Origin of the sequence: Pseudomonas sp. NFX5 (assembly GCF_049132125.1) — a bacterium.
Taxonomy (GTDB): Bacteria; Pseudomonadota; Gammaproteobacteria; order Pseudomonadales; family Pseudomonadaceae; genus Aquipseudomonas; species Aquipseudomonas marginalis.
Map to the genome: position 1 here is coordinate 84,389 of NZ_JAFMZG010000038.1, position 24,657 is coordinate 109,045.

Here is a 24,657-nt window from a genome sequence, read left to right on the forward strand (position 1 = left end):
GGGCGTGGCGTGCAAGCATTAATCGAGTCGGTAGGGTCACTTTCGGCGCAGCAAAAGAAAGCGTTGGCGGTAATGCTCAAGCAGCAAGGCATCAACCTGTTTGAGATTGCCCCGGTTTTCAAGCGCCAGGAAGGTGAGCCTCTTCGGCTCTCTTATGCCCAGGAGCGGCAGTGGTTTTTGTGGCAGTTGGAGCCGCAGAGCACCGCCTATCATGTGCCAAGGGCCTTGCGCCTTACCGGCGAACTGGACGTGGCCGCGTTGCAGCGCAGCTTTGACACACTGGTGCTGCGCCATGAAAGCCTGCGCACGCATTTGCAGGAGGACGGCGACAGTGCCTTGCAGGTGATTGCCGATCAGGTACGGGTGGAGATCGCCCTGGTCGACGCCGAGGAATCCGAACTCAAGGCGCTGGTGGAAGCCGAGATCGCCCAGCCATTCGATTTGCAACAAGGCCCGCTGTTGCGGGTCAAGCTGCTGCGCCTGGCGCCCCAGGAGCATGTGCTGGTGCTGGTGCAGCATCACATCGTCTCCGATGGCTGGTCGATGCAGGTGATGGTCGACGAGCTGGTGCAACTGTACGCCGCCTATGTGCAGGGCCAGGACCTGCAACTGCCGGCCTTGCCGATCCAGTACGCCGACTACGCGCTATGGCAGCGCAGCTGGATGGAGGCGGGCGAGCGTGAGCGCCAATTGGGTTACTGGAAAGGCATGCTCGGCGGCGATCAACCGGTCCTCGAAATGCCCATGGACCGTCCACGGCCAGCGCTACAGAGCTACCGCGGGGCCAGGCTGGACCTGACCCTGGAAGCCTCTCTGGTGGCAGGCCTCAAGACCTTGGCGCAGCGTGAAGGTGTGACGATCTTCATGCTGTTGCTGGCGTCGTTCCAGGCTGTGCTGCACCGCTACAGCGGCCAGGGTGATATCCGCATCGGCGTGCCGGTGGCCAACCGTAATCGGGTGGAGACCGAGCGCCTGATCGGCTTTTTCGTCAACACGCAAATCCTCAAGGCCGATATCGACGGCCAGATGACCTTCCGTGAACTGCTGCAGCAGACCCGCCAACGCGCGGTCGAGGCCCAGGCCCATCAGGACCTGCCGTTCGAACAGCTGGTGGAAGCGCTGCAGCCCGAGCGCAGCCTGAGCTACAACCCGTTGTTCCAAGTGATGTTCAACCACCAGACCGACACTCAGCGCGGTGGCGGCAGCGTAACGGGGTTGCAAGTGCAAGGGCTGGAGTGGGACAGCAAGACGTCGCAGTTCGACCTCAGCCTCGACACTCAGGAGTCGGCTGACGGTATCCAGGCGTCGCTGACCTATGCCACTGACTTGTTCGACGCCCCGGGCCTGGAGCGCTTCCTTGCCCATTGGCATCGCCTGTTGCACCGGGTGGCCCAGGATTGCGGTGGCCGTATCGGTGAATTGCCCCTGTTGGATGATGCCCAGTGGCAGCAACAGGTGCACGGCTGGAACCACACGCCCATGGCGTTTGCGCAGGACGAGGGCGTGCATCGGTTGCTGGAGGCCCAGGCGCAAGCGCGCCCCGACGCCATTGCCCTGGTGTGCAACGGCCAGGCGCTGAGTTACGGCGAGCTGAACTGTTGCGCCAACCGCCTGGCCCATCGCCTGCGCGCTGCGGGTGTCGGGCCGGACGTGCTGGTGGCGGTGGCCCTCGACCGCTCGGTGGACATGGTCTTGGCCCTGCTGGCGACGCTGAAGGCCGGTGGCGCCTACGTGCCGCTCGATCCGCAATTCCCGGCGGACCGGCTGGCCTTCATGCTGGAAGACAGCCGCGCTCGCGTGCTATTGACTGCCGGCGACCTGCACCAACGCCTGCCCCTGGCGGCCGACCAGCAGGTGTTGTTCATGGACGCGCAGCAAGACGCACGCTACAGCAGCGCCAACCCCGAGGTGGCACTGACGGGCGAGCACCTGGCCTATGTGATCTACACCTCCGGTTCCACCGGCAAGCCCAAGGGCGTGATGGTGCGTCATGGCGCACTGAGCAGCTTCACCCATGGCATGGCCAGCACCCTGGCCATTGGCGCTGACGCGCGGCTGTTGTCGTTGACCACGTTCTCGTTCGATATCTTTGCCCTGGAACTCTACGTGCCACTGGCGACGGGAGCGACGGTGGTGCTGGCCGACAAGGAAGTGTCCCTGGACCCCGAGGCGATTCTGGGTCTGGTGCAGCGCGATGCGATCAGTGTGGTGCAAGCCACACCCTCGACCTGGCGCATGCTTCTGGACAGCGAACGCCGTGCCTTGCTGCACGGGGTCAAGTGCCTGTGCGGTGGCGAAGCGTTGCCGGCCGACCTGGCCCAGCGCATGCTGGCCCAGCAGGGCACGGTGTGGAACCTGTATGGCCCGACCGAAACCACTATTTGGTCGGCGGCCCATGAGTTGGTCGAGCCGGTGCCCTTTGTCGGGCGGCCGATCGCCAACACCTCATTGTTCATTCTTAATGCCGATCTCGTGCCGTGCCCGGTAGGCGCTGCAGGCGAGCTGCTGATCGGCGGTGTCGGCCTGGCCCGGGGGTATCACGGCCGGGCTGCGTTGACCGCCGAGCGTTTTGTGCCCAGCCCGTTTGCGCGCAACGGCGAGCGGCTTTATCGCACAGGCGACCTGGCGCGCTATCGCGCGGATGGCGTGGTCGAGTACATCGGCCGCGTCGACCATCAGGTCAAGGTGCGTGGGTTCCGTATCGAACTGGGAGAGATTGAGGCGTGCCTGCGTGAGCAGGCCGATGTGCGCGAAGCCGCCGTGGTGGCTGAGCATGACCAATTGCTGGCCTACCTGGTCACCCGGCACCCGGTGTCGGATGAGGAGCAGGTCACCCTGCGCGAGCGTTTCAAGGCCGCCCTGCGCGAGCAGTTGCCGGAGTACATGGTGCCGGCCTACCTGGTGTTTTTGGAGCGGATGCCACTGACGCCCAATGGCAAGCTCGACCGCAAGGCGTTGCCCAAACCTGATGCCGCTGCCCTGCTAAAACGCTTTGTGCCGCCTGTCACCGAACGCGAGTGCCAGGTCGCGGCCATCTGGGCCGAGGTGCTGGGGTTGCCTCAGGTTGGCCTGGAGGATCACTTCTTCGAAATCGGTGGGCACTCGTTGCTGGCCACGCGGGTGGTGTCTCGTGTACGCCAGTCACTGGGTATCGATGCACCGTTGAAAGGCCTGTTCGAACAGCCGGTGCTTGGCCGGTTCGTGCAGGCGTTGTCAGGCACCGTGCTGGACTCGCCGCCGATCCTGCTGTTGGCACGTGATCAAGCCCTGGCGCTGTCCTATGCCCAGGAGCGGCAGTGGTTCCTCTGGCAACTGGAGCCGCAGAGCACCGCGTATCACATCCCGGCGGCCCTGCGCTTGCGCGGCGCCCTGGATCGCCGGGCCTTGCAACGTAGCTTCGATAGGCTGCTTGAACGGCATGAAACCCTGCGTACCGTGTTTGTCGTGGATGGCGAGCGCACGGTACAGCGGATCGATGCGCCGACCGCGTTGCTGATCGAAAACGAGGTTCTGCACAGTGATGAGCCGGGCAGCTTGAAGGTCCGGGTCGAAGCAGAAATCGCTCGTCCGTTCGACTTGTGCAAAGGCCCGCTGCTGCGGGTCAAGCTGTTGCGCCTGGCCGCGGACGATCATGTGCTGGTGCTGGTGCAGCACCACATCATCTCCGACGCCTGGTCGATGGAGGTCATGGTCGATGAGCTGGTGCAAGCTTATGCTGCGTTCAGCCAGGGCCTGGAGCCTCAGTTGCCGACACTGCTGGTTCAATATGCCGATTATGCGGTGTGGCAGCGTGGATGGATGGAGGCGGGCGAGCAGGCCCGCCAGCTGGCCTACTGGGCTGAACGCCTGGCCGGTGAGCAGCCCGTGTTGGAGCTGCCGCTGGATCATCCACGCCCGGCGGTACAAAGCCATCGCGGCGCACGCCTGGACCTGGTGCTGGACGCCGCGCTGGCGAGCGAACTGCAGGCTTTGGCCCAGCGTCAGGGCGCGACCCTGTTCATGGTGTTGCTGGCGTCCTTCCAGGCCTTGTTGTATCGCTACAGCGGCCAATCGGATATTCGCGTCGGCGTGCCGATTGCCAACCGCAACCGGGTCGAGACCGAGCGTCTGATTGGTTTCTTCGTCAATACCCAAGTGCTGAAGGCCGATATCACCGGTGAGTTGTCGTTTGTCGAATTGTTGCAGCAGGTCAAGCACACGGCCCTGGACGCGCAAGCGCATCAGGACCTGCCGTTCGAGCAGTTGGTGGAGGCGTTGCAGCCGGAACGCAGCCTGAGCCATAGCCCGTTGTTCCAAGTGATGTTCAACCACCAGTCCGATGCGCGCGACGAGGCGGGCGCGCAGTCGATTCCGGGTTTGCAGGTCGAAGGTCTGGAATGGGATAGTCACACTGCACACTTTGACTTGAGCCTGGATACCCAGGCGTCCGCGGACGGGCTCTGGGCATCGTTGACCTACGCGACAGATCTGTTCGAGGCGGCCACCATTGGACGCATGGCCCAGCATTGGCTTGGCCTGCTGCGGGCGGTGGTGAAGACACCGACCCATCCTATTGCGTGCTTGCCATTGCTGGCGGCTGAAGAACAGCACACGCTGCTGCAGGCCTGGAATACCAATTGCCCGGCGGCTGCGTGGCAGAGCGGCGTCCATCGCCTGTTCGAGGCCCAGGTGCTGCAACGCCCGCAAGCGGTGGCACTGGTACTCGATGGCGAGTCACTGACCTATGACGCGCTCAATCGGCAAGCCAACAGTCTGGCTCATTGCCTGGTGGCAGAGGGCGTGGGTCCGGAAGTGTTGGTGGGGGTCGCAGTAGAGCGCTCCTTTGCCATGGTGGTCAGCCTGTTGGCGGTCCTTAAGGCCGGTGGTGCCTATGTGCCGCTCGACCCGCAGTACCCGCGCGAACGCCTGGCTCATATACTCGAAGACAGTGGCGTGCGCCTGGTGCTGATCCAGTCCCGTGTGCCGATGGCGTTGCCCGCAGGCGTTGCTGTTTTGGAGATCGATACGGTCTCGCTGGCGTCGTACGCCGAGGAAAACCTTAGCGCAACAGTCGGGCCGCACAACCTGGCCTATGTGATCTATACCTCCGGCTCGACCGGTAAACCCAAGGGCGTGGCGATCGACCATGGCGCCTTGAGCGAATTCGCGAGCATTGCCGCCGGTTATTCCAAGCTGACTGAGAATGACCGCGTACTGCAGTTTGCGACCCTGAACTTCGATGGGTTCGTCGAGCAGTTGTATCCGGCGCTCACCCACGGCGCAGCCGTGGTACTGCGTGGCCCGGAACTGTGGGACAGCGGGCGCCTGTACCGCGAAATCCTGCAACAAGGCATTACCCTGGCCGACTTGCCGACGGCCTACTGGAACGTGTTCCTGCTCGACTGTCTGGCAGCCGGACCGCGTACCTATGGTGCCTTGCGGCAAATGCATATCGGTGGCGAAGCCATGCCGCTGGACGGTCCCGCACAATGGTTGCGTGCGGGCCTGGGGCATGTGCGACTGCTCAACACCTATGGACCGACCGAGGCCACGGTGGTCTCCAGTGTGCTGGACTGCACCTCGGGCGATGACGTCATTGGCGCCACCGCCAGCCCGATTGGTCGCTCCCTGCCGGGGCGTGCTTTGTACGTGCTGGACCGGGACCTCAATCTCGCGCCGTTGGGCGCCGTGGGCGAGTTGTATATCGGCAGCGCCTGTGGTCTGGCGCGCGCTTACCTGAACCGGCCATTGCTGACGGCCGAACGCTTTGTCGCTGATCCTTTCAGCGGTAACGGCGATCGCCTGTACCGTACCGGGGATCTGGCGCGTTACCGTGCCGATGGCGTGATCGAATACGTAGGGCGGGTCGATCATCAAGTCAAGATCCGCGGTTTCCGTATCGAGCTGGGTGAAATCGAAGCCCTGTTGCTGGCCCAGGCGGGTGTTCGTGAGGCCGTGGTGTTGGCGGTGAACAACCAGTTGCTGGCCTATCTGGTGGCCGAACAGCCAGACACCCGCGCATTGGACGAAGCGCTCAAGGCGGTACTGCGTGAGCAATTGCCGGACTATATGGTGCCGGCCCACCTGATGTTCCTTGAGCGCCTGCCGCTGAACCCCAACGGCAAGCTGGATCGCCAGGCATTGCCAAAACCGGATGCGAGCCTTTCGCTGCAAACCTGGGTCGCGCCGGTCAGTGCACTTGAGGTGCAAGTGGCGGCGATGTGGGCGGATATCCTCGGGGTGGAGCGCGTCGGCCTCATGGATCACTTCTTCGAGCTGGGCGGGCACTCGCTGCTGGCCATGCAAGTGGCCTCGCGACTGCGCCAGGCGCTGGCATTGGAAGTGCCGCTCAAGGTGCTGTTCGAAAAGCCGCGCCTGCAAGGATTTGTCGCCGCGCTGCTCGCGCTCGAAGCGAGTGAGGGTGCCAAGGCGCCGGCGCTGGTTCCCGTGGCACGTGACCGCGGCTTGCCGCTGTCATATGCCCAGGAACGGCAGTGGTTCCTCTGGCAACTGGACCCAGGCAGCGCCGCTTACCACGTGCCCAGCGCGCTGCGCCTGAAGGGGCCGTTGGATCAAGCTGCGCTGCAACAAAGCTTTGACCGCCTGGTGGCGCGTCATGAGAGCCTGCGCACTCTGTTGCGCCAGGAAAACCACGGCGCCGTGCAAATCGTGGCTGAGCCTGCACCTGTCACCATCACCCGTAGCGACGTGCTGGAGGCTGACCTCCAAGCCACCGTGGAGGCTAAGATAGCGCTCACGTTCAACCTGGAGCAGGGCCCGCTGCTGCGTGTTGAGCTGCTGCGCATCGCTGATGAAGACCATGTACTGGTGCTGGTACAGCACCATATCGTTTCCGATGGTTGGTCGATGCACGTCATGGTCGATGAACTGGTGCAACTGTATGGTGCGTTCAGCCAGGGTCAAGACCTGCAGTTGCCTGCACTGCCGATTCAATATGCCGATTACGCCGTATGGCAACGCGACTGGATGGATGCTGGCGAGAAAGAGCGCCAACTCGCCTACTGGCTTGATCTGCTGGCAGGTGAACAACCCGTGCTTGAGTTGCCGTTCGACTTCCAGCGCCCGGCGGAGCAAAGCCATCACGGTGCGCGTTTGCACCTGGAGTTGCCGACCACACTGGTGTCCGGCCTCAACGCCTTGGCCCAGCGCGAAGGCGTGACGATGTTCATGCTGTTGCTGGCTTCGTTCCAGACCTTACTGCATCGCTACAGTGGTCAGGAAGACATCCGCGTCGGTGTGCCGATTGCCAACCGCAATCGCGTTGAAACTGAACGGCTCATTGGCTTTTTCGTCAACACTCAGGTGCTCAAGGCTGATATCGATGGGCAAACCACCGTTGCCCAGTTGCTGCAGCAGGTCAAGCAGCGCGCGCTGGACGCCCAGGCCCATCAGGACTTGCCGTTCGAGCAATTGGTAGAGGCGCTGCAGCCGGAGCGCAGCCTGAGTCTGAACCCGTTGTTTCAGGTGATGTTCAACCACCAGGTGGCCAACCGCCAGGCTTTCGCGGAGCACGCGTCGAGTGAGCTGAGTGTCGAAGGGCTGGCCTGGAACAGCCACACCGCGCATTTCGATCTTGACCTGGACGTCCACGAGTGGGGTGAGGGGCTGAGTGCTTCACTGGGGTATGCCACCGATCTGTTTGCCCCAGCGACCATCGAGCGTATGGCCGACCACTGGCAGAACCTGTTGCAGGCGATGGTTGCCGACCAACAGCAACCCATCAGCCAACTCAACCTGCTGGGCCAGGATGAGCAACGACACATCCTGCAGCTGTGGAACCAGACCGACGCCGGCTTCTCGGCCGAGCGTCTGGTACACGAAATGGTTGCCGACCGCGCCGCCGAAAACCCCGCTGCGGTGGCGGTCAAGTTCGATGCGCAAACCCTGAGTTATGGCGAGCTGGACCGCCAGGCCAACCGCCTGGCCCATGCCCTGCTCGCCCGTGGCATCGGCCCCGAAGTACGGGTGGCGATTGCCATGCCGCGCAGTGCCGAGAGCCTGGTGGCGTTCCTCGCGGTGATGAAAGCCGGCGGCGTCTACGTGCCGCTGGATATCGAGTACCCGCGTGATCGCCTGCTGTACATGATGCAGGACAGCCGCGCGCAACTGCTGCTGACCCATTCCAGTGCGTTGCCGCAACTGCCGATTCCCGACGGCATGCAGACGCTGGCCATCGATCGCACCGAGGCGTGGGCCGACTACAGCGACACCGCGCCGGCGGTAAAACTGCACGGCGACAACCTCGCCTACGTGATCTACACCTCCGGCTCCACCGGCCTGCCCAAGGGCGTGGCGGTGTCCCATGGGCCGTTGGTGGCGCACATCATCGCTACCGGCGAGCGTTATGAAACATCGCCGGCCGATTGCGAACTGCACTTCATGTCGTTCGCCTTCGACGGCTCCCACGAAGGCTGGATGCACCCGCTGATCAACGGCGCCAGCGTGCTGGTCCGTGACGACAGCCTGTGGTTGCCCGAGTACACCTACGCGCAGATGCACCGTCACAACGTGACCATGGCGGTGTTCCCGCCGGTGTACCTGCAACAACTGGCCGAGCATGCCGAGCGCGACGGTAATCCACCAAAGGTGCGGGTCTACTGCTTCGGTGGTGATGCCGTGGCCCAGGCCAGCTATGACCTGGCCTGGCGCGCGCTCAAGCCGACCTACCTGTTCAACGGCTACGGCCCGACCGAAACCGTGGTGACGCCGTTGCTGTGGAAGGCGCGCAAGGGCGACCCCTGCGGCGCCGTCTACGCGCCAATCGGCACGCTGCTGGGCAACCGCAGCGGCTACGTACTCGACGCGCAGCTCAACCTGCAACCCATCGGCGTCGCCGGTGAGCTGTACCTGGGCGGCGAGGGTGTAGCCCGTGGATACCTGGAACGTCCGGCGCTGACCGCCGAACGTTTCGTGCCGGACCCGTTCGGCACGCCGGGCAGTCGCGTGTATCGCAGCGGCGACCTGACCCGTGGTCGTCCGGATGGCGTGGTGGATTACCTCGGGCGTGTCGACCATCAGGTGAAGATCCGTGGTTTCCGCATCGAACTGGGGGAAATCGAAGCGCGCCTGCGTGAGCAGGACAGCGTCGGTGAAACGGTGGTCGTGGCCCAGGACGGCCCGACCGGAAAACAGCTGGTGGCCTATGTGGTTCCGGTGTCCGCCCCGTCCAACGAAGCCGAGTTCCGTGACGCGTTGCGCCGCGCACTCAAGACCCGCCTGCCGGACTACATGATCCCGGCGCATTTCATCTTCCTGGCGCAAATGCCGTTGACCCCCAACGGCAAGCTCGACCGCAAGGGCCTGCCGCAACCGGATGCGAGCCAGATGCAGCAAGCATATGTCGCACCGCAGAGCGAGCTGGAACAGAAGATCGCTGCCATCTGGGCCGATGTACTGCGCCTGCCGCGTGTGGGCTTGAATGACAACTTCTTTGAGCTGGGTGGCGACTCGATCATTTCGATCCAGGTAGTTAGCCGTGCACGGCAGGCCGGTGTTCGATTTACGCCCAAGGACCTGTTTCAGCATCAGACCGTACTGAGCCTGGCAGCAGTTGCCCAGGCGGGCGGGGAGGGCCTTGTGATCGAGCAAGGGCCGGTCACCGGCGAAGCGTTGCTGTTGCCGATACACCAGTACTTTTTCCAGGCAGACATTGCCGAGCGTCACCACTGGAACCAATCCGTGGTCCTGCGCCCGGGCGAACGACTGGATGGCGCGACATTGCGCACCGCCCTGGCAGCGCTGCTGGCGCATCACGACGCATTGCGCCTGAGTTTCAGCCCGCAAGCGGCCGGCTGGCAGGCTCACTACCGAGGGGTTGAAACCCAAGACGAGCTGCTCTGGCAAACCGCCCTCGATACCATTGAGGCGCTTGAGCCCTTGGGCCTGCAGGCACAACGCAGCCTGGATCTGTCAGAAGGGCCGCTGATGCGTGCGGTGCTGGTCGAGTTGCCGGATGCATCGCAACGGCTGTTGCTGGTGATTCACCACCTGGTGGTGGACGGCGTGTCATGGCGGATCCTGCTCGAAGACCTGCAGACCGCCTACACCCAACTGCAGGCTGGGCAGGCGGCTGTGCTGCCGGCTAAGAGCAGTTCGATCCAGGCATGGGGCAAGCGATTACAGGCTCATGCGCATAGCCCGGCACTGCAGGAAGAACTGCGGTTCTGGAAGGCGCAGCTGCAAGGCGTCGATGCCGATCTGCCTTGCGATAACCCGCAAGGTGGTTTGCACAATTCACTGGCTCTGAGCGTGGGCACGCACCTCGATCAATCCTATACCCGACGCCTGCTGCAAGAGGCTCCGGCGGCATACCGTACGCAGATCAATGACCTGCTACTGACCGCGTTATCCCGGGTCATCACACGGTGGACGGGCGGCGAATCGCTGTTGGTCAAACTTGAAGGGCACGGTCGTGAGGATCTGTTCGAGGACGTCGACCTGACCCGCACAGTCGGTTGGTTCACCAGCATGTACCCGCTGGCGCTGACCCCGGCCACGTCCCTGGCCGACTCGATCAAGGGTATCAAGGAGCAATTGCGCGCTGTCCCGGATAAAGGGATTGGCTTCGGCGCACTGCGCTACTTGGGCGATGACCAGGCCCGGCAGGTATTGGGCGGGCTGGCGCAGCCACGGATCACCTTCAATTACCTGGGGCAGTTCGACGGCAGTTTCAATGATGCTGCGGCACAGGCCTTCTTCACCCCTACGGGCGAAAGTGCTGGCGCTGACCAGAGCGAGCACGCCTTGCTGGGTAACTGGTTGGAAATCAACGGGCAGGTGTACGGCGGTGAACTGAACCTGAGCTGGAGCTTCAGCCGCGAGATGTTCAGCGAGGTCACCGTACAACGCCTGGCCGATGGCTATGCGCAGGAACTCAAGCATTTGATCGAGCATTGCTGCCTGGCCGCACATCAAGGCGTGACGCCGTCGGACTTCCCGCTGGCCCGACTCAGCCAGGCACAGCTGGACCAGTTTGCGTTAGCTACCGTCGATGATGTGTACCCGCTGTCGCCGATGCAGCAGGGCATGTTGTTCCACGCCTTGTACGAGCCCCAGGCGGGCGACTATGTCAACCAGATGCGCGTGAATGTTGAGGGCCTGGACATCGCTCGTTTCCGTGAAGCCTGGCAGGCAGCGCTGGATAACCATGACATTCTGCGTACCGGCTTCATCTGGGACGGGGATCTTGCGCAGCCTCTGCAAGTGGTGCATCGCCAGGTACAAATGCCGTTTATCGAAACAGAGTGCCCGGAAGGTGCCGATCAGCAGCAGCAACTGGATCAGTTGGCCGATGCGCAGCGCTTGCAAGGCTTCGCGCTGGAGAGCCCGCCGTTGGTGCGCATTGCCCTGGCGCACACCGGCCCGCAACGTTGCCATCTGATCTACACCAGCCACCATATCCTGATGGATGGCTGGAGCAGCTCCCAACTGCTCGGCGAAGTTCTGGGGCGTTACGCTGGCCATGTGCCGCAGGCTCAGGTCGCGCGTTACCGGGACTTTATCGCCTGGCTGCAATCCCAGGATAAAACCCTGCGCGAAGCCTTCTGGAAGACCCAGCTGGCCAGCTTGGATGAGCCGACACGTCTGTTCCAGGCGCTGCCTCGCAACAAGGATGTGAGGGCGTCCGGGCTGGGTGAATACGCCCATGAGCTGGATGCCGTGGGCATGGCCCGCCTCAAGGCCTTTGCCCAAGGCCAGAAGATCACCCTCAACACCCTGGTGCAGTCCGCCTGGTTGCTGTTGCTGCAACGCTACACCGGGCAGGACACCGTGGCCTTCGGCGCCACAGTATCGGGACGCCCCGCGGACCTGCGCGGTGTTGAGCAGCAAGTTGGGTTGTTCATCAATACCTTGCCAGTGGTAGCAACTCCTCGCCCGGATATGCCCGCGTCGCAATGGATGCAACAGATCCAGCAACAGAACCTTGCGTTGCGCGAGCATGAACACACGCCGTTGTTCGAGCTGCAACGCCTGGCCGGGCTGGGGGGCGAGGCGTTGTTCGACACCATTCTGGTGTTCGAGAACTACCCTGTATCGGAGGTGCTGGAGCAGGGTGCCCCGCAAGGGGTGCGGTTTGGCAGTGTCAGCAGCCGGGAACAGACGCACTATCCGCTGTCGATCGCCGTCGGTGTCGGCGAAACCCTGACGTTGCACTACAGCTATGACCGCAGTGAGGTCGACGGCCCCACGGTTGAACGTCTCAACCGGCATCTGCTGCACCTGTTGGCAGAGCTGGTCGCCAAGCCCCATGCGGCTCTGGCACAGTTGACGTTGTTGACAGAGTCGGAGCACCTGGCCCTGCTGGAGCAAGGCAACGGGTTGCCGAGCGAGACCTCTTGGCAGTCTGTCCAGCAGCAATTCGAACAGCAGGTGCGCCGCACGCCACAGGCAACCGCTGTGATCTTCGGCGAGCAGCAGTTGACCTACGATGCGCTGAACCGACGTGCCAATCGCCTGGCGAATGGGCTGATCAAGCAAGGTGTAGGCCCGGATTCGCTGGTAGGTATCGCGCTGGAGCGTTCTTTCGACATGCTGGTCGGGCTGCTGGCGATCCTCAAGGCCGGTGGTGCGTATGTACCGCTTGACGCCGACTACCCCGAAGAGCGCCTGGCCTACATGCTTAAGGACAGCGGCGTGAAGTGGCTACTGACTCGGTCGCACCTGAACCTGCCGTTGGCCGATGACGTGCAGTGCCTGAGCCTTGAAGGTGATCAATGCTGGTTGAGCGGGTGCGGTGAAACCGATCCGCAGGTGCCCGTCAACGGTTATAACCTGATGTACGTGATCTACACCTCCGGCACCACCGGCAACCCGAAAGGTGTGGGTGTGACACACGAAGCATTGGCGCAACGCTTGCAATGGATGCAGGACACCTACGCATTGCAGGCCGACGATGTGCTGTTGCAGAAAGCCCCGATGAGTTTTGACGTATCGGTATGGGAGTGTTTCTGGCCGCTGATCAGCGGCAGCCGGCTAGTGATAGCGGCCCCGGGCGAACATCGGGATCCGGTTCGCCTGGTGGAGTTGATCCAGGCATTTGGCGTGACCACGCTGCACTTTGTGCCCTCGCTGTTGCAATTGTTCATGGATACGCCGGGCGTCGCCCAGTGCACCCGCGTGCGTAGGGTGTTCTCAGGCGGTGAAGCGTTGACCGCCGATTTGCGCGATCAGATCCTGCGGACCCTGCCCGGCGTAACATTGCACAACCGTTACGGGCCGACCGAAACGACGATCAACGCGACCTGGTGGGCGTGCTCCCTTGAGGACGGCACCCGTTCGCCGATTGGCCGGCCATTGGACGGTGTGATTTGCCGGGTACTGGACGGTGATCTGAACCCGGTCCCGATCGGTGTTGCCGGCGAGTTGTGCGTGGGGGGAGCCGGTTTGGCGCGCGGCTATCTCGGACGTCCGGGGTTGTCGGCCGAGCGCTTTATCGCGGACCCGTTCGGCGGCGCCGGTTCACGCCTGTATCGGACCGGCGACCGTGTGCGCTGGGCCGAGGATGGCGCGCTGGAGTACCTGGGGCGCCTGGACCATCAGATCAAGATTCGCGGCTTCCGCGTGGAGCTGGAGGAAGTTCGTGCGCTGGTGCTGCTCCAGGCCGGAGTGGCCCAGGCCGAGGTCGTCCTGCGCCAGGACGGTGTTGGCGGCCAATTGATAGGCTACTACGTGGCCCTCCCAACGGTACTCGATGAGATCGATCACGCTCAGGCGTTGCGTCATGCCCTGCAGGCGCTACTGCCGGACTACATGGTGCCCAAACAGTTCGTGCGCCTGTCGCACATGCCGTTGAGCCCCAGCGGCAAACTGGACCGTAAGGCCCTGCCGGAGCCCGACAGCCATGTTTTGCAAGGTGAATATGTGGCGCCTTGCAGCGACCTTGAACAGCACCTGGCGGCAATCTGGCAAGACGTGCTGGATGTTGAGCAAGTGGGGTTGAATGACAACTTCTTCGAGCTGGGCGGGCACTCGTTGCTGGTGATCAATGTGATGTCGCGCATTCAGCTGGACCTGGGCGTGAAGATCAGCGTGCACGAGCTGTTCCAGCATGCCCAGCTCAGGGAACTGGCAGCGCATTTACAGGGTCAGGGCGGCGGCATAAGCACTGAGAAACTGTCGTTCCTAGATTCACTCCTCGACGAAATGGAGCAGCTGTAATGGACGGCCAGATGGCGTACAAAATCATGCAGCGCTTTATAGGGCTGCCGCTGGAACAGCGCAAGGTGTACCTGCAGAGGATGCTGCAGGAAGGCGTTTCGCCGGGCAACCTGCCGATCCCGAAGGTACGGCGAGAGGCGCCCTCCCTGACGCTCTCGTATGCTCAGGAGCGGCAATGGTTTCTCTGGCAATTGGATCCGCAGAGCGCTGCATACCATATCCCCAGCGCTTTGCGGCTCAGGGGGCATCTGGATGTTACGGCGCTGCAAAAGAGCTTTGAACACCTGATAGCTCGACACGAGAGTTTGCGCACGCGGTTTCGCCAGGTCGGTGAGGACATGCAGCAGGAAGTCCAGCCTGCATACCTCGTGACACTGGTGCCTGAAACCATTGATGAAAGCCAGTTGAAAGCGCGCGTCGAACAGGAAATTGCGCAACCCTTTGACCTGGAGCGCGGCCCGTTGCTGCGCATGACGCTCCTGCGTCTGGCAGAGCAGGACCATGTGCTGGTCCTGGTGCAGCACCACATCATTTCCGACGGTGGGTCGATGCAAGTGATGGTGGAGGAAGTGATACAGGCCTATGGCGCCTACACCCATGGGCGTGAGTTTGAGTTGCCTGAACTGCCAATCCAGTACACCGACTACGCCCTGTGGCAGCGCAGTTGGATGGAAGCGGGGGAAAAGGACCGCCAACTGGAATATTGGCGCAGCCTGCTCGGCGGCGACCAGCCGGTGCTGGAACTGCCGTTGGACCGGCCACGCCCGGCGGTGCAGAGTTTTCGCGGTGCTTCCCTGGACCTGGTGCTGGATGAGCGCGTGGTAGCGGGTGTCAACGCCTTGGCTCAGCGTGAAGGCGCCACCGGTTTCATGGTGCTGCTGGCCTCCTTTCAGGTGTTGTTGCATCGCTACAGCGGGCAACAGGACATCCGTATCGGTGTGCCGACCGCCAACCGTAACCGGGTCGAGACGCAGCGCCTGGTCGGCTTCTTCGTCAATACCCAGGTGCTGAAGGCTGAGGTGGACGAGCACACCAGCGTGCTGGCGCTGTTGCGCCAAGCCCGCCAACGGGTGCTGGAAGCCCAGGCGCATCAAGACTTGCCGTTCGAACAACTGGTGGAAGCGCTTCGTCCCGAACGCAGCTTGAGTTACAGCCCATTGTTCCAGGTCATGTTCAACCATCAGAACCGTGGCGCTGGCAGTACAAGCGAGCCGGGAAGCTCCGGCCTGGTGTTGGAGGGCCTGGACTGGGAGAGCCGAACCGCTCAGTTCGACCTTAGCTTGAATGTTGTGCAGGAGGCATCGAGCATTCGGGCTTCCTTTGTCTACGCGACCGACCTGTTCGACGCAGCAACCATCGAGCGCATGGCGCAGCACTGGCAACGACTGTTGAGTGCAATGGTTGCAACGCCGGAGGCCCTGGTCGACTCTCTGGCAATCCTGGACGCAGCAGAGCGCCGGCAGATCGTCGATGGCTGGAATGCCACTGCTGTCGATTACCCCCTTGAAAAGACCGTGCACCAACTGTTTGAAGCCCACGCCGAACATGACCCGCATCGGCCAGCCCTGGTGTTTGGCGCGCAGCAGTTGAGCTATGCCGTCCTGAACCATCGCGCCAACCGCCTGGCCCATGCCTTGATCGCACGTGGTGTCGGTCCGGACGTGTTGGTGGGCGTGGCAATGGAGCGTTCCGTGGAAATGGTCGTCGCCTTGTTGGCGATCCTCAAGGCTGGAGGTGCCTACGTGCCTGTGGACCCGGATTACCCCGCGGAGCGCCAGGCCTATACGCTGGAGGACAGTGCGGTAAGCCTGTTGCTCAGCCAGTCGCACTTGAGCCTGCCGGCCGCCGACAGCGTGTTGCGTATTGACCTGGACCGCGATGAGCGTTGGCTGGACGCGTACAGCGAGGCCAACCCTGACGTAGCCCTCAGCGGTGAACACCTTGCCTATGTGATCTACACCTCCGGTTCCACCGGCAAGCCCAAGGGCGCGGGCAACAGCCATGCAGCCTTGACCAACCGCTTGTGCTGGATGCAACAGGCGTATGCATTGTGTGCCGGTGATACGGTGCTGCAGAAGACGCCGTTCAGTTTTGATGTGTCGGTGTGGGAGTTCTTCTGGCCATTGCTCAGCGGCGCGCGATTGGTGATGGCGGCACCCGGCGATCACCGTGATCCGACGAAGCTGGTAGAGGTGATCACGCGCGAATCTGTCACCACGCTGCACTTTGTGCCGTCGATGCTGCAAGCCTTCCTGCAGGACTGCCTAGTGGGCCGTTGCAGCAGTGTGCAGCGCATCATCTGTAGCGGCGAAGCCTTACCGGTGGATGCGCAACAACAAGTCTTCGCCAAGCTGCCTCAGGCCCACCTTTATAACCTCTACGGGCCTACGGAAGCAGCCATTGATGTCACCAGCTGGGCCTGCATTGACGAAGGCAAGGACGCGGTGCCCATTGGCAAACCCATTGCCAACCTGAGGTGTCATATCATGGACGCTAACCTTGAACCGGTGCCGATCGGTGTGCTCGGAGAGTTGTACCTGGCAGGCAAGGGGCTGGCACGTGGTTATCATCGTCGGCCAGTGTTGACCGCCGAGCGATTTGTCGCCAGCCCGTTCGGGGGCGGCGAGCGCATGTACCGCACTGGAGACCTGGCGCGTTATCGTCCCGATGGGGTGATCGAGTACGCCGGGCGTATTGACCATCAAGTCAAGCTGCGCGGCCTGCGGATCGAGTTGGGTGAGATCGAAGCGCGCCTGCTTGAGCATGACGGGGTTCGCGAGACCGCCGTGCTGGCGCTGGACGGCACACAATTGGTCGGCTACGTGGTGCTCGATCAGCCAATGCCGCACTGGCGAGAAACCCTCACGGCCTATCTATCGACTCATCTGCCGGCGTTTATGGTGCCGGCCCAGTGGGTCTTGCTGGACAGTATGCCATTGAGCCCCAACGGCAAACTTGAGCGCAAGGCACTGCCGCGCCCCGAAACCGCCGTTCAGCGACGCGAGTATGTGGCGCCGCATTCGGCGCTCGAACACCAGGTCGCGCAGATCTGGCAACAGGTGCTGGGTACCGAGCGGGTTGGCCTGGACGATAACTTTTTTGAACTGGGCGGTCATTCATTGCTGTTGCTGGTGGTGAAAGAACGCCTGGCGGCTCAATGCGGGTTGATGCTCACGGTCAACCAATTGATGACGCGCCCAACCGTTAGGGCGTTGGCGGGCAGCGCGTCGGATGAACGAGCGCGCTCGCTGCTCGTTGACTTGAATGGCCAGCAGGGCGGGCCGTCATTGTTTCTGTTTCACCCGAGTTTCGGTTCAGTGCACTGCTACAAGGCGCTTGGCATGGCCTTGCGCTCGGAGATGCCGGTACAGGGCGTTATTTGTCGGGCTCTGCTTGATCCGCAAAGCCAGGTGCCGACGTGGGATGCCATGGTTCAGGACTATACCCATCAGGTTCTTGCGAGCCAGCCGCAGGGGCCGTATTACCTCGCGGGGTGGTCGCTGGGTGGGAACCTTGCGTTGCAGGTGGCTGGCAGACTGGAGGCGCAGGGGGCCAAAGTGGCGTTCCTGGGGAGCATCGATGCGCCTCCGCCGATGCATGTCACTGCGTTCTGGGACAGGGACAAAACCCTGCGGCCGGCGTTTGAATCACTGGAAGCAGGCGATAAGCGCGTGGAGTTGCTGACGGTCATGTTCCCTGACGCGGCCCAGGATATTGCACAGGCCTGGCAGGATATCGAGCACTCGGGCGCCACGGCGGACCAACGGTGGGAGGCGCTTTGCGAGTGGGGAAAGTCGGCTTTGGGCGAGGTATTTGTCAGCTTGCGCAACGAGCTGCAACAAGGCGGCGAGCTGGAGGTTTCGTGGGCGTTGAAACGCACACTCGATGAGCGCTTGAAGGATGCCGCCTATGTGCGCCTCGCTGCTCCTGTGAGTTGCTGGTGGGCTGCACAAAGCAAATCTGCCAGTGATCGGCAAGTCATCTGCACGGCACTTGAAGAGGGGATCGGCCATGGACTGGACACTTCGGTGGTCATCGATACGACCCATGATCGAATCGTCGACAACCCTGAGTTCATTGCCTCGTTCGTAGCGGCCCTGACGGCTGCCAGGCACTAGCCCGGGCGAGCACGCTTACACTGGACACCGGCCTTGCGCCGGTGTTTTTTGCGTGGTGTTCCAGTCACGTCGCTACGCGCCATGCCTGGCGCGCAACAAAGAAAACCCCCGCCTGATGGCGGGGGTCTAAGTGCTGCTTGCACGCAACTGCCGGGGGTTAGAAGTCCCAGCGTGTGCTCAGCATGACGTTGCGTGGGTCACCATAATAGGCCGTGTTATAGAAGCCAATGTTGGTGTAGTAGTACTTGTCGAAGATGTTGTTCACGTTCAGTGTCGCGGAGACGTTGTCGGTGATCTGGTACTTGGCCATTGCGTCCACGACCCAATACGCTTCCTGGGTGAAGTCCTCCTGCCGTCCCTTGCCACTGTTGGTCACTTCCTGCCAGGACTTGCCCTGCCAGCGAGCGCCACCGCCGATGGTCAAACGGTCCAGCGGCCCGCTGAGCTTGTACGAGGTGAAGAAGCTGACCTGATCCTGAGGCTCCCAAGTAGATACTTTTACACCATGCTCATCCCGGATGACTTTATGGGTGTAACCAGCCTGGGCCTGCCAGCCTGGGGCTAGCTCACCGGACATTTCGGCCTCGAAGCCTTTGGTTTTGGCGGCGATGCCTTTATAGGCATACAAGATCGACGGGTTGGTCGGGTTGGCGTTGTAGTCAGAATCCGGGTCAGCCCTGTTGGTTTCATGCACTTCGAAGTAGGCCAAACTGGTGTTCAGGCCACCGTTGAAAAACTCGCCTTTCAAACCCAGTTCGTAATTCTTGCCTTCATCCGGTTCGAGCAGTTTGTTCTCTCTGTCGCGGTTATACACCTGCGGCATGAAGATCTCGCTGTAGCTGGCGTACGCGGTGAAGTTGTCGTTCAGGTCATAAGTTACGCCGGCATAGGGTACGAGCTTACCGGTTTCGGTGGACTTGTTGTCGCCAGTCAGCCAGTAGTTGGCCACGCGGGTGCCCATGAAGACGTTCAGGTCATCCGCGAGGTTGAACCGGGCGGTCATATAACCAGCGGTTTGCCGGGTGGTTTCATCAATGATTCGAGTCGGTGTGCCCCAGTTCGGCTCCGGGAAGTTACCGTCGAAGTTCCAGAAATCGACAATGCGCCCATTGGCGTGAATCGGCGCACCGTAATCCTTGCCTTTCCACTGGGAATTGGACGCAGAGGCGCCCACCACCAACTGATGCTCGCGGCCGCCCAGACTGAACGGGCCGCTGGCGTAGATATCGCCGGAGTCGGATCGGGTATCGCCGGTGAATTTGTTCGCGTAGAGCGTCGACAGACCGGTTGCCGTGAATGGGCCCAGCTGGATCGCACCCATCGGCGCGTCATAACCGGAGAACTGGTGTGTGTACTGGCCTTTGACCACCCAGCCGTTGTCGAAATTGTGCTCCAGGGTCGTGAAGAAACTCTGAGTGAACTGTTCCCAGCTGCTCCACTTCGCGCCGTTGTTGTATGAGCGCTTTACATCGATGCGGTTGCCGCTACGGTCAAACAGCGGGCGGCTGCCCGACCAGCCAGAACCTTGAGGATCGCTGTTCTGGTAGTCGAAGCCGATGGTGAGCAGGGTGTCCTCGTCCAGGTCCGCTTCCACGGTGCCGAAGTAAACGTTGGTCTTGCGCTCGTAGCGGTCCATGAACGAATGTTTGTCCTGATACGCGGCTACGGCACGGGCGCGGATGTTGCCGCTCTCGGTGAGAGGGCCACTTACGTCGACCTGGGAGCGATAGTTGTCCCAGCTGCCGGCACCCAGCTCCACGCTGCCTTTGAAATCACGGGTAGGCTTTTTGCGGATCAGGTTGATGGTAGCGCCCGGTGCCCCGGCACCCGTCAGCAGGCCGCTTGCGCCCTTGAGGACTTCCACGCGGTCGTAGATCGCCATGTCGCTCAGGGTTTGCCCGGACGAATAGGCCGAGTTTCGCAGGGTAGGGATGCCGTCGTACTGGAAGTTCTCGATCGAGAACCCACGGGAGAAATAGTTAGTGCGTTCGCTGTCCAGGGCCGACAAGGTAATGCCCGGTGTATGACGCATCACATCATCAATGGAGTTGAGTGCGAAATCATCCATATGCTGGCGCGTAATCACGCTGATCGACTGCGGTGTTTCACGCGGGGTCAGCACCAGTCGCGTGGCGGTAGCGATAGTGCCTGGTGTGTAGGAGCCCGTGCCTTCGGTGACCGTACCCAACTGGTTGGCGGTCACCTGGGTGGCCCCCAGCTCCAGCCCGGAGGTCGCGCCCGCCGTGATGGTCACTGCGCTGCCTTGCAGGCCGTAGCTGATGCCGGTGTCCTTGAGCAGGGCGGCGATGGCGTGGGCTGGCTCCAGCTTGCCCTTCACCGTCGTGCTGTTTTTGCCCTGTACATCCGTCGGGCTGTATAGCACCTGCAAGTTGGTCTGACGGCCAAATTCCTGGAGCGCTGTCCCCAACGGCTGTGCAGGAATGTCGATCTCAATCTCTTGTGCCTGCACGTAACTCGATAGCGGTAACGACACCGCCAGGGCCAAGGCGCAAGGCTTGAGGTGGATGTTCAAGGCCCTGCGCATGGAGAGCGCTTTGCTCAGGGGGCTGAGACCGAGTCGTACTGACATGGGTGCTTTCTCTTCTATATTTTAGTTGGGCAGTTTATAGGTATTTATGAGGTTGGTTCTCATTACCACTAGTGAGACGTTCCCACCTGGGAAAACCGGAAAAGAAAATTCATGCTGGCTCCATTTCGTGCACCACCTTGCCAGCGCGCAAGCGCACCAACTGGTCGGCGATGTCGAAATAGCGGTCGTCGTGGCTGATCACGATGATGGTTTTGCCCAGGCGCTTGAGGTCTGGCAGCAGCTCCGTGTAGAAGATGCGGCGGAAGGCCGGATCCTGGTCGGCGGCCCATTCGTCGAACACCAGTACCGGGCGTTCCTCCAGCCAGGCATTGACCAGCGCGAGGCGCTTGCGCTGGCCGGTGGACAGGTCGGTGGTGCTGAACGCGCCGTCCTTGATCGTGACCTTGTGGGCGATCTCCAGGCGGTCCAGATACTGGGCCGCACTGTCCAGAGACTTCTGCCCACCCCCTTGGACGAGATCGTCGAATAGGTAATAGTCGGCGAATACGGTGGTGAACAGTTGGCGGTAGTCGTCGCGGGTAGGGGCAATCACAGCTTCGCCATTGAGGTGTATTTCACCTGATTGCGGCTGATAAAGCCCCAGCAACAGCTTGATCAGGGTGGTTTTGCCGCAGCCGTTTTCACCGACGATAAACACGATATCGCCTTGCTTGATGCTCAGGTTGATCGGGCCCAGGTGGAACGGCTCGCTGCCTTCCACCGGCGGCGGGCTGTAGGTCACGCCGCGCAGCTCAAGGCTGTGCACTTGGGGTTTTGGCGCTTCACTGTCTTCCAGCAGCAGGTGCGGTTCGGGGGATGAGAACCGCTCGGACAGCTCGGCGATGCGCGAGAACGCGATCTGTGCCCGACTGACGATCGGCAGTGCGGTCACCACGTGTTCCAGTGGGCCTTTCATATACAACAGCACCAGCACAAAACCGGTGATCACCGCTGGGTCCGGGTTGGGGTTATAGGCCTGGAAGGCCAGCGCCAGGCCGATCACCACGAAAAACAGCATGGAGCCGAATGTCTTGGCGACAATGAAGATGTTGACCGAGCGGATCTGGATATCGCCGATACGATCAGCAGTCGCCTGGATGCGATGTGTATTCATGCGATAGCGGCGTGGCCGATGAATGCGCAGCTCCTTGGCACCCGAGGCGATGGCGGTATAGTAGCGCTGCAGCTCGTCTTCCTGGTCGCGAGCGGCTTCGAACCCCTTGATGCCCGCCGAGCGTGCCGCGTACTGCACGGCGGTACCGATGACGATCGCCACCACCATCATCAGGAACATCGGCACCGACAGGTACGCCAGGTAGCCCAGGCAGCCCAGCGTCACCGTGGTTGCAATGGCCAGTGGTGTGAAGGAGAAGGAAAAATCGCTGATGGTATCGACATCATGAGTCAGCACGGGGATCAACTTGTGAGTGCGGTAGCGCTCGATCTGCTCGATGGGCGCTGACAGAACCTTCTCGCCCAGTTCTTTGCGCAGTGCTGCAATGATGCGTTGGCCGACAAAGTTGGTGCCGATATCCGACACGATCGAACTGACCAGCGCCAGTACACACAACGCCGCAAACGTCAGGATCACCCCCTGGGTCATACCCGTGGAAGAATGCAGCGCGTTGTTGATGGTCGCCAGCAACAGCGTGATGGCCAGGCCGCCGGCCATGCCCAGGGCGATGGAGACCGTCACGATGGTGCGAAACGGCCTGAGCAATGCAAGCAAACCTGTGAAGGCGCCGCGCTTGGGGTCGGTCATAAGTACTTCCCGGAAAGTGAAAAAGAGGGGGCTGGGCACACAGACCCTTACCCATGACAAACGAAGGATTGGCGCGACTATTTAGCTCGGCGTGCCCGGCGGTGGTGGTGGCGGATAAATTGCGCGTGGGCTGGTTCGTTCTTGTGGTGTAGGCGCACGCGTATCGGCGCGTGCCTGATCTTTCCAGCGAGAGCGAAACAATGACGAAAAAGAACCTGGTGTACGTGTGGTCCCTGCGCAATGCCGCTGCCGACAAGGCCGGCCAGCCGGTGGCCTACAAGGACCACGAGCGCTACATGAAGTCGGTGCTGGAGTTTCTGGTGGGGTCGCTCAACGACACGTCACTGGGCGAGGCCTACAACCTGGTGGGCGTGATATATGACGACGATGAGCAGAACCCGCGGGACCAGCAGTTGGTGGCCGACTACGGCTTTGCCTATAAGCCCGGCCGCCAGTGGCTGTACCCGGCCGACCTGCGGGTGCAGGGGCGCCTGGTCAACGATCTGCTGCTGAGCGTGCCGTCCACCTATCGGCGCCTGCCTCGGGGCAGCGCGGAACACGTTGCCGGCAAGCAGGATTTCGAACGTCGCCTGCATGACACCCTGGTGGAATTGAAGGCCGATATCGTGGTGCTCGACGGCCTGCTGGTGATCCTGGACGAGCTGGTGCGCCCCGGTGCGCCGTTTGCCCGTCGGATCATGAACATTCACCCCGGTATTACCCGTATCGAATCGCCCTATGAACGCCGGGGTGCCTACGCCACCTGGAATGCCTTGTACGGTGCCCGCGGACAAGCCGTGGTGGATTGGGCGACCAAGCAGACGCAGCCGTGTGAACCGCTGTACCTCACCGGCGCCTCGTTCCACTACGTGGACAACGGCATCGACTCCGGCGAAGTGTTCCACGACGTGCTCAAGACCGAAATCTCGCCGGACGACACCATCCTCGAACTGCGCTGGAACAACTTCAATAACAGCCTGTTCCCGGCGTTGCATGAAGGCCTGGAGTTGCTGGCGCAGAAGGGGGTCTAAGCCGCGCACGATTTGACTGTGGGAGGGAGCTTGCTCCCGATGGCGGAGTATCGGTCAATGGCGATGTCGACTGCCGCACCCCATCGGGAGCAAGCCCCCTCCCAGATTAAATCCCGTCAGCTTCAGAGATCGCGCACGACCCTGAAGCCAATCCAATCCCCCCGTGTCTGCGGATAGATGTTGTTGCGGTTGCCCGAGCGCGAAAACACCGGCGCCTCGCCCCAGTCATTGCCGCGAATCATGTAGCCCTCGCAGTTTGGCTCCATCCATGCGCTGCCGTCGGTGGGCGCGCCGATGTAGCTGGAGTGCTCGCAGTCGGCCACCCGCTCATAGACATTGCCATGCATGTCGTACATGCCAAACGCATTCGGCGGGTAGCTGCCCACGGGCGAGGAATAGCTGTAGCCGTCCGCCGGGCCGTAGGTGTTGGCATGCTTGGCGATGCTGTAGCCCTTGCCCTCGTCGAACGGGAACGGGAATGGCCCGGTGGAGCCGGCGCGTGCGGCGTATTCGCGCTGGGCTTCGCTGACCATGTGGTACTGCTGGCCGGTCTTTTTCGACAGCCAGGCCACATAGTGCTTGATGTCGTCCATGTCCATGCACACCGCCGGCTGGCGCGGGCCCTGGGGGTAGCGTGGCTTGCTGGCGATGCATTCGCGGCCGGGGCGGGTGTCGCCGTCGGCGATCTTCACCCCGGTCTGGCGGATATAGCTGTCCCATTCGCCGGCGGTGATGTGGAAGCGGCTCATGGCGAACGGCTTGGCGAAGGTCACTTCATGCATCGGGCCTTCGTCCGGCTCGCGGCCGACTTCGTCTTCCGGCGTCCCCATGGTGAAGGTGCCGGCGGGCAGTACCACCATTTCCGGGCAGTCCTTGCAGTCCTTGAACACTTTGCCTGGTTGCGGCGTGGCAGCCTGGGCCAGGCCCGGCAGCAGCGCGCCGCACAGGGCGGTCAGTGCCAGGGTCGTCAGGGGGTTGAGTCGCAGTGGCGTCATAGGG

The 24,657-nt window shown here is 62.0% G+C and carries 6 protein-coding genes; 3 read left to right on the forward strand and 3 right to left on the reverse strand.

Going from position 1 to position 24,657, the window contains the following annotated elements; genetic code table 11:
• The first annotated feature begins 9 nt into the window (after positions 1–9).
• Together J1N02_RS26885 and J1N02_RS26890 are read left to right on the forward strand one after the other, a co-directional pair.
• Positions 10–14,157, forward strand: a complete 14,148-nt coding sequence (locus J1N02_RS26885) for a non-ribosomal peptide synthase/polyketide synthase (protein ID WP_421148021.1) — start codon at positions 10–12, stop codon at positions 14,155–14,157.
• The gene (locus J1N02_RS26890) at positions 14,157–18,275 is read left to right on the forward strand and encodes an amino acid adenylation domain-containing protein (protein WP_169898264.1); all 4,119 of its coding nucleotides are present in this window, start codon (positions 14,157–14,159) and stop codon (positions 18,273–18,275) included. The genes J1N02_RS26885 and J1N02_RS26890 overlap by 1 nt, the downstream gene beginning before the upstream one ends.
• Positions 18,276–18,432: 157 nt before the next feature.
• Here the strand turns inward: J1N02_RS26890 and J1N02_RS26895 are convergent, their stop codons facing one another.
• The gene (locus tag J1N02_RS26895) at positions 18,433–20,820 is read right to left on the reverse strand and encodes a TonB-dependent siderophore receptor (protein ID WP_098479743.1); all 2,388 of its coding nucleotides are present in this window, start codon (positions 20,818–20,820) and stop codon (positions 18,433–18,435) included.
• 154 nt (positions 20,821–20,974) lie between these two features.
• Positions 20,975–22,627: a cyclic peptide export ABC transporter gene (locus tag J1N02_RS26900; protein ID WP_169898262.1), complete on the reverse strand. Its 1,653-nt coding sequence runs from the start codon at positions 22,625–22,627 to the stop codon at positions 20,975–20,977.
• A 200-nt stretch (positions 22,628–22,827) separates the two neighbouring features.
• Between J1N02_RS26900 and J1N02_RS26905 the strand changes: the two genes are divergently transcribed.
• A complete protein-coding gene (locus J1N02_RS26905; protein ID WP_027606555.1) occupies positions 22,828–23,658 on the forward strand; it encodes a N(5)-hydroxyornithine transformylase PvdF in 831 nt (276 codons plus the stop codon).
• Between the two features lie 122 nt (positions 23,659–23,780).
• Here the strand turns inward: J1N02_RS26905 and J1N02_RS26910 are convergent, their stop codons facing one another.
• Positions 23,781–24,653, reverse strand: coding sequence for a formylglycine-generating enzyme family protein (locus J1N02_RS26910; protein WP_092357756.1), 873 nt, complete (start codon positions 24,651–24,653; stop codon positions 23,781–23,783).
• Positions 24,654–24,657 lie beyond the last annotated feature (4 nt).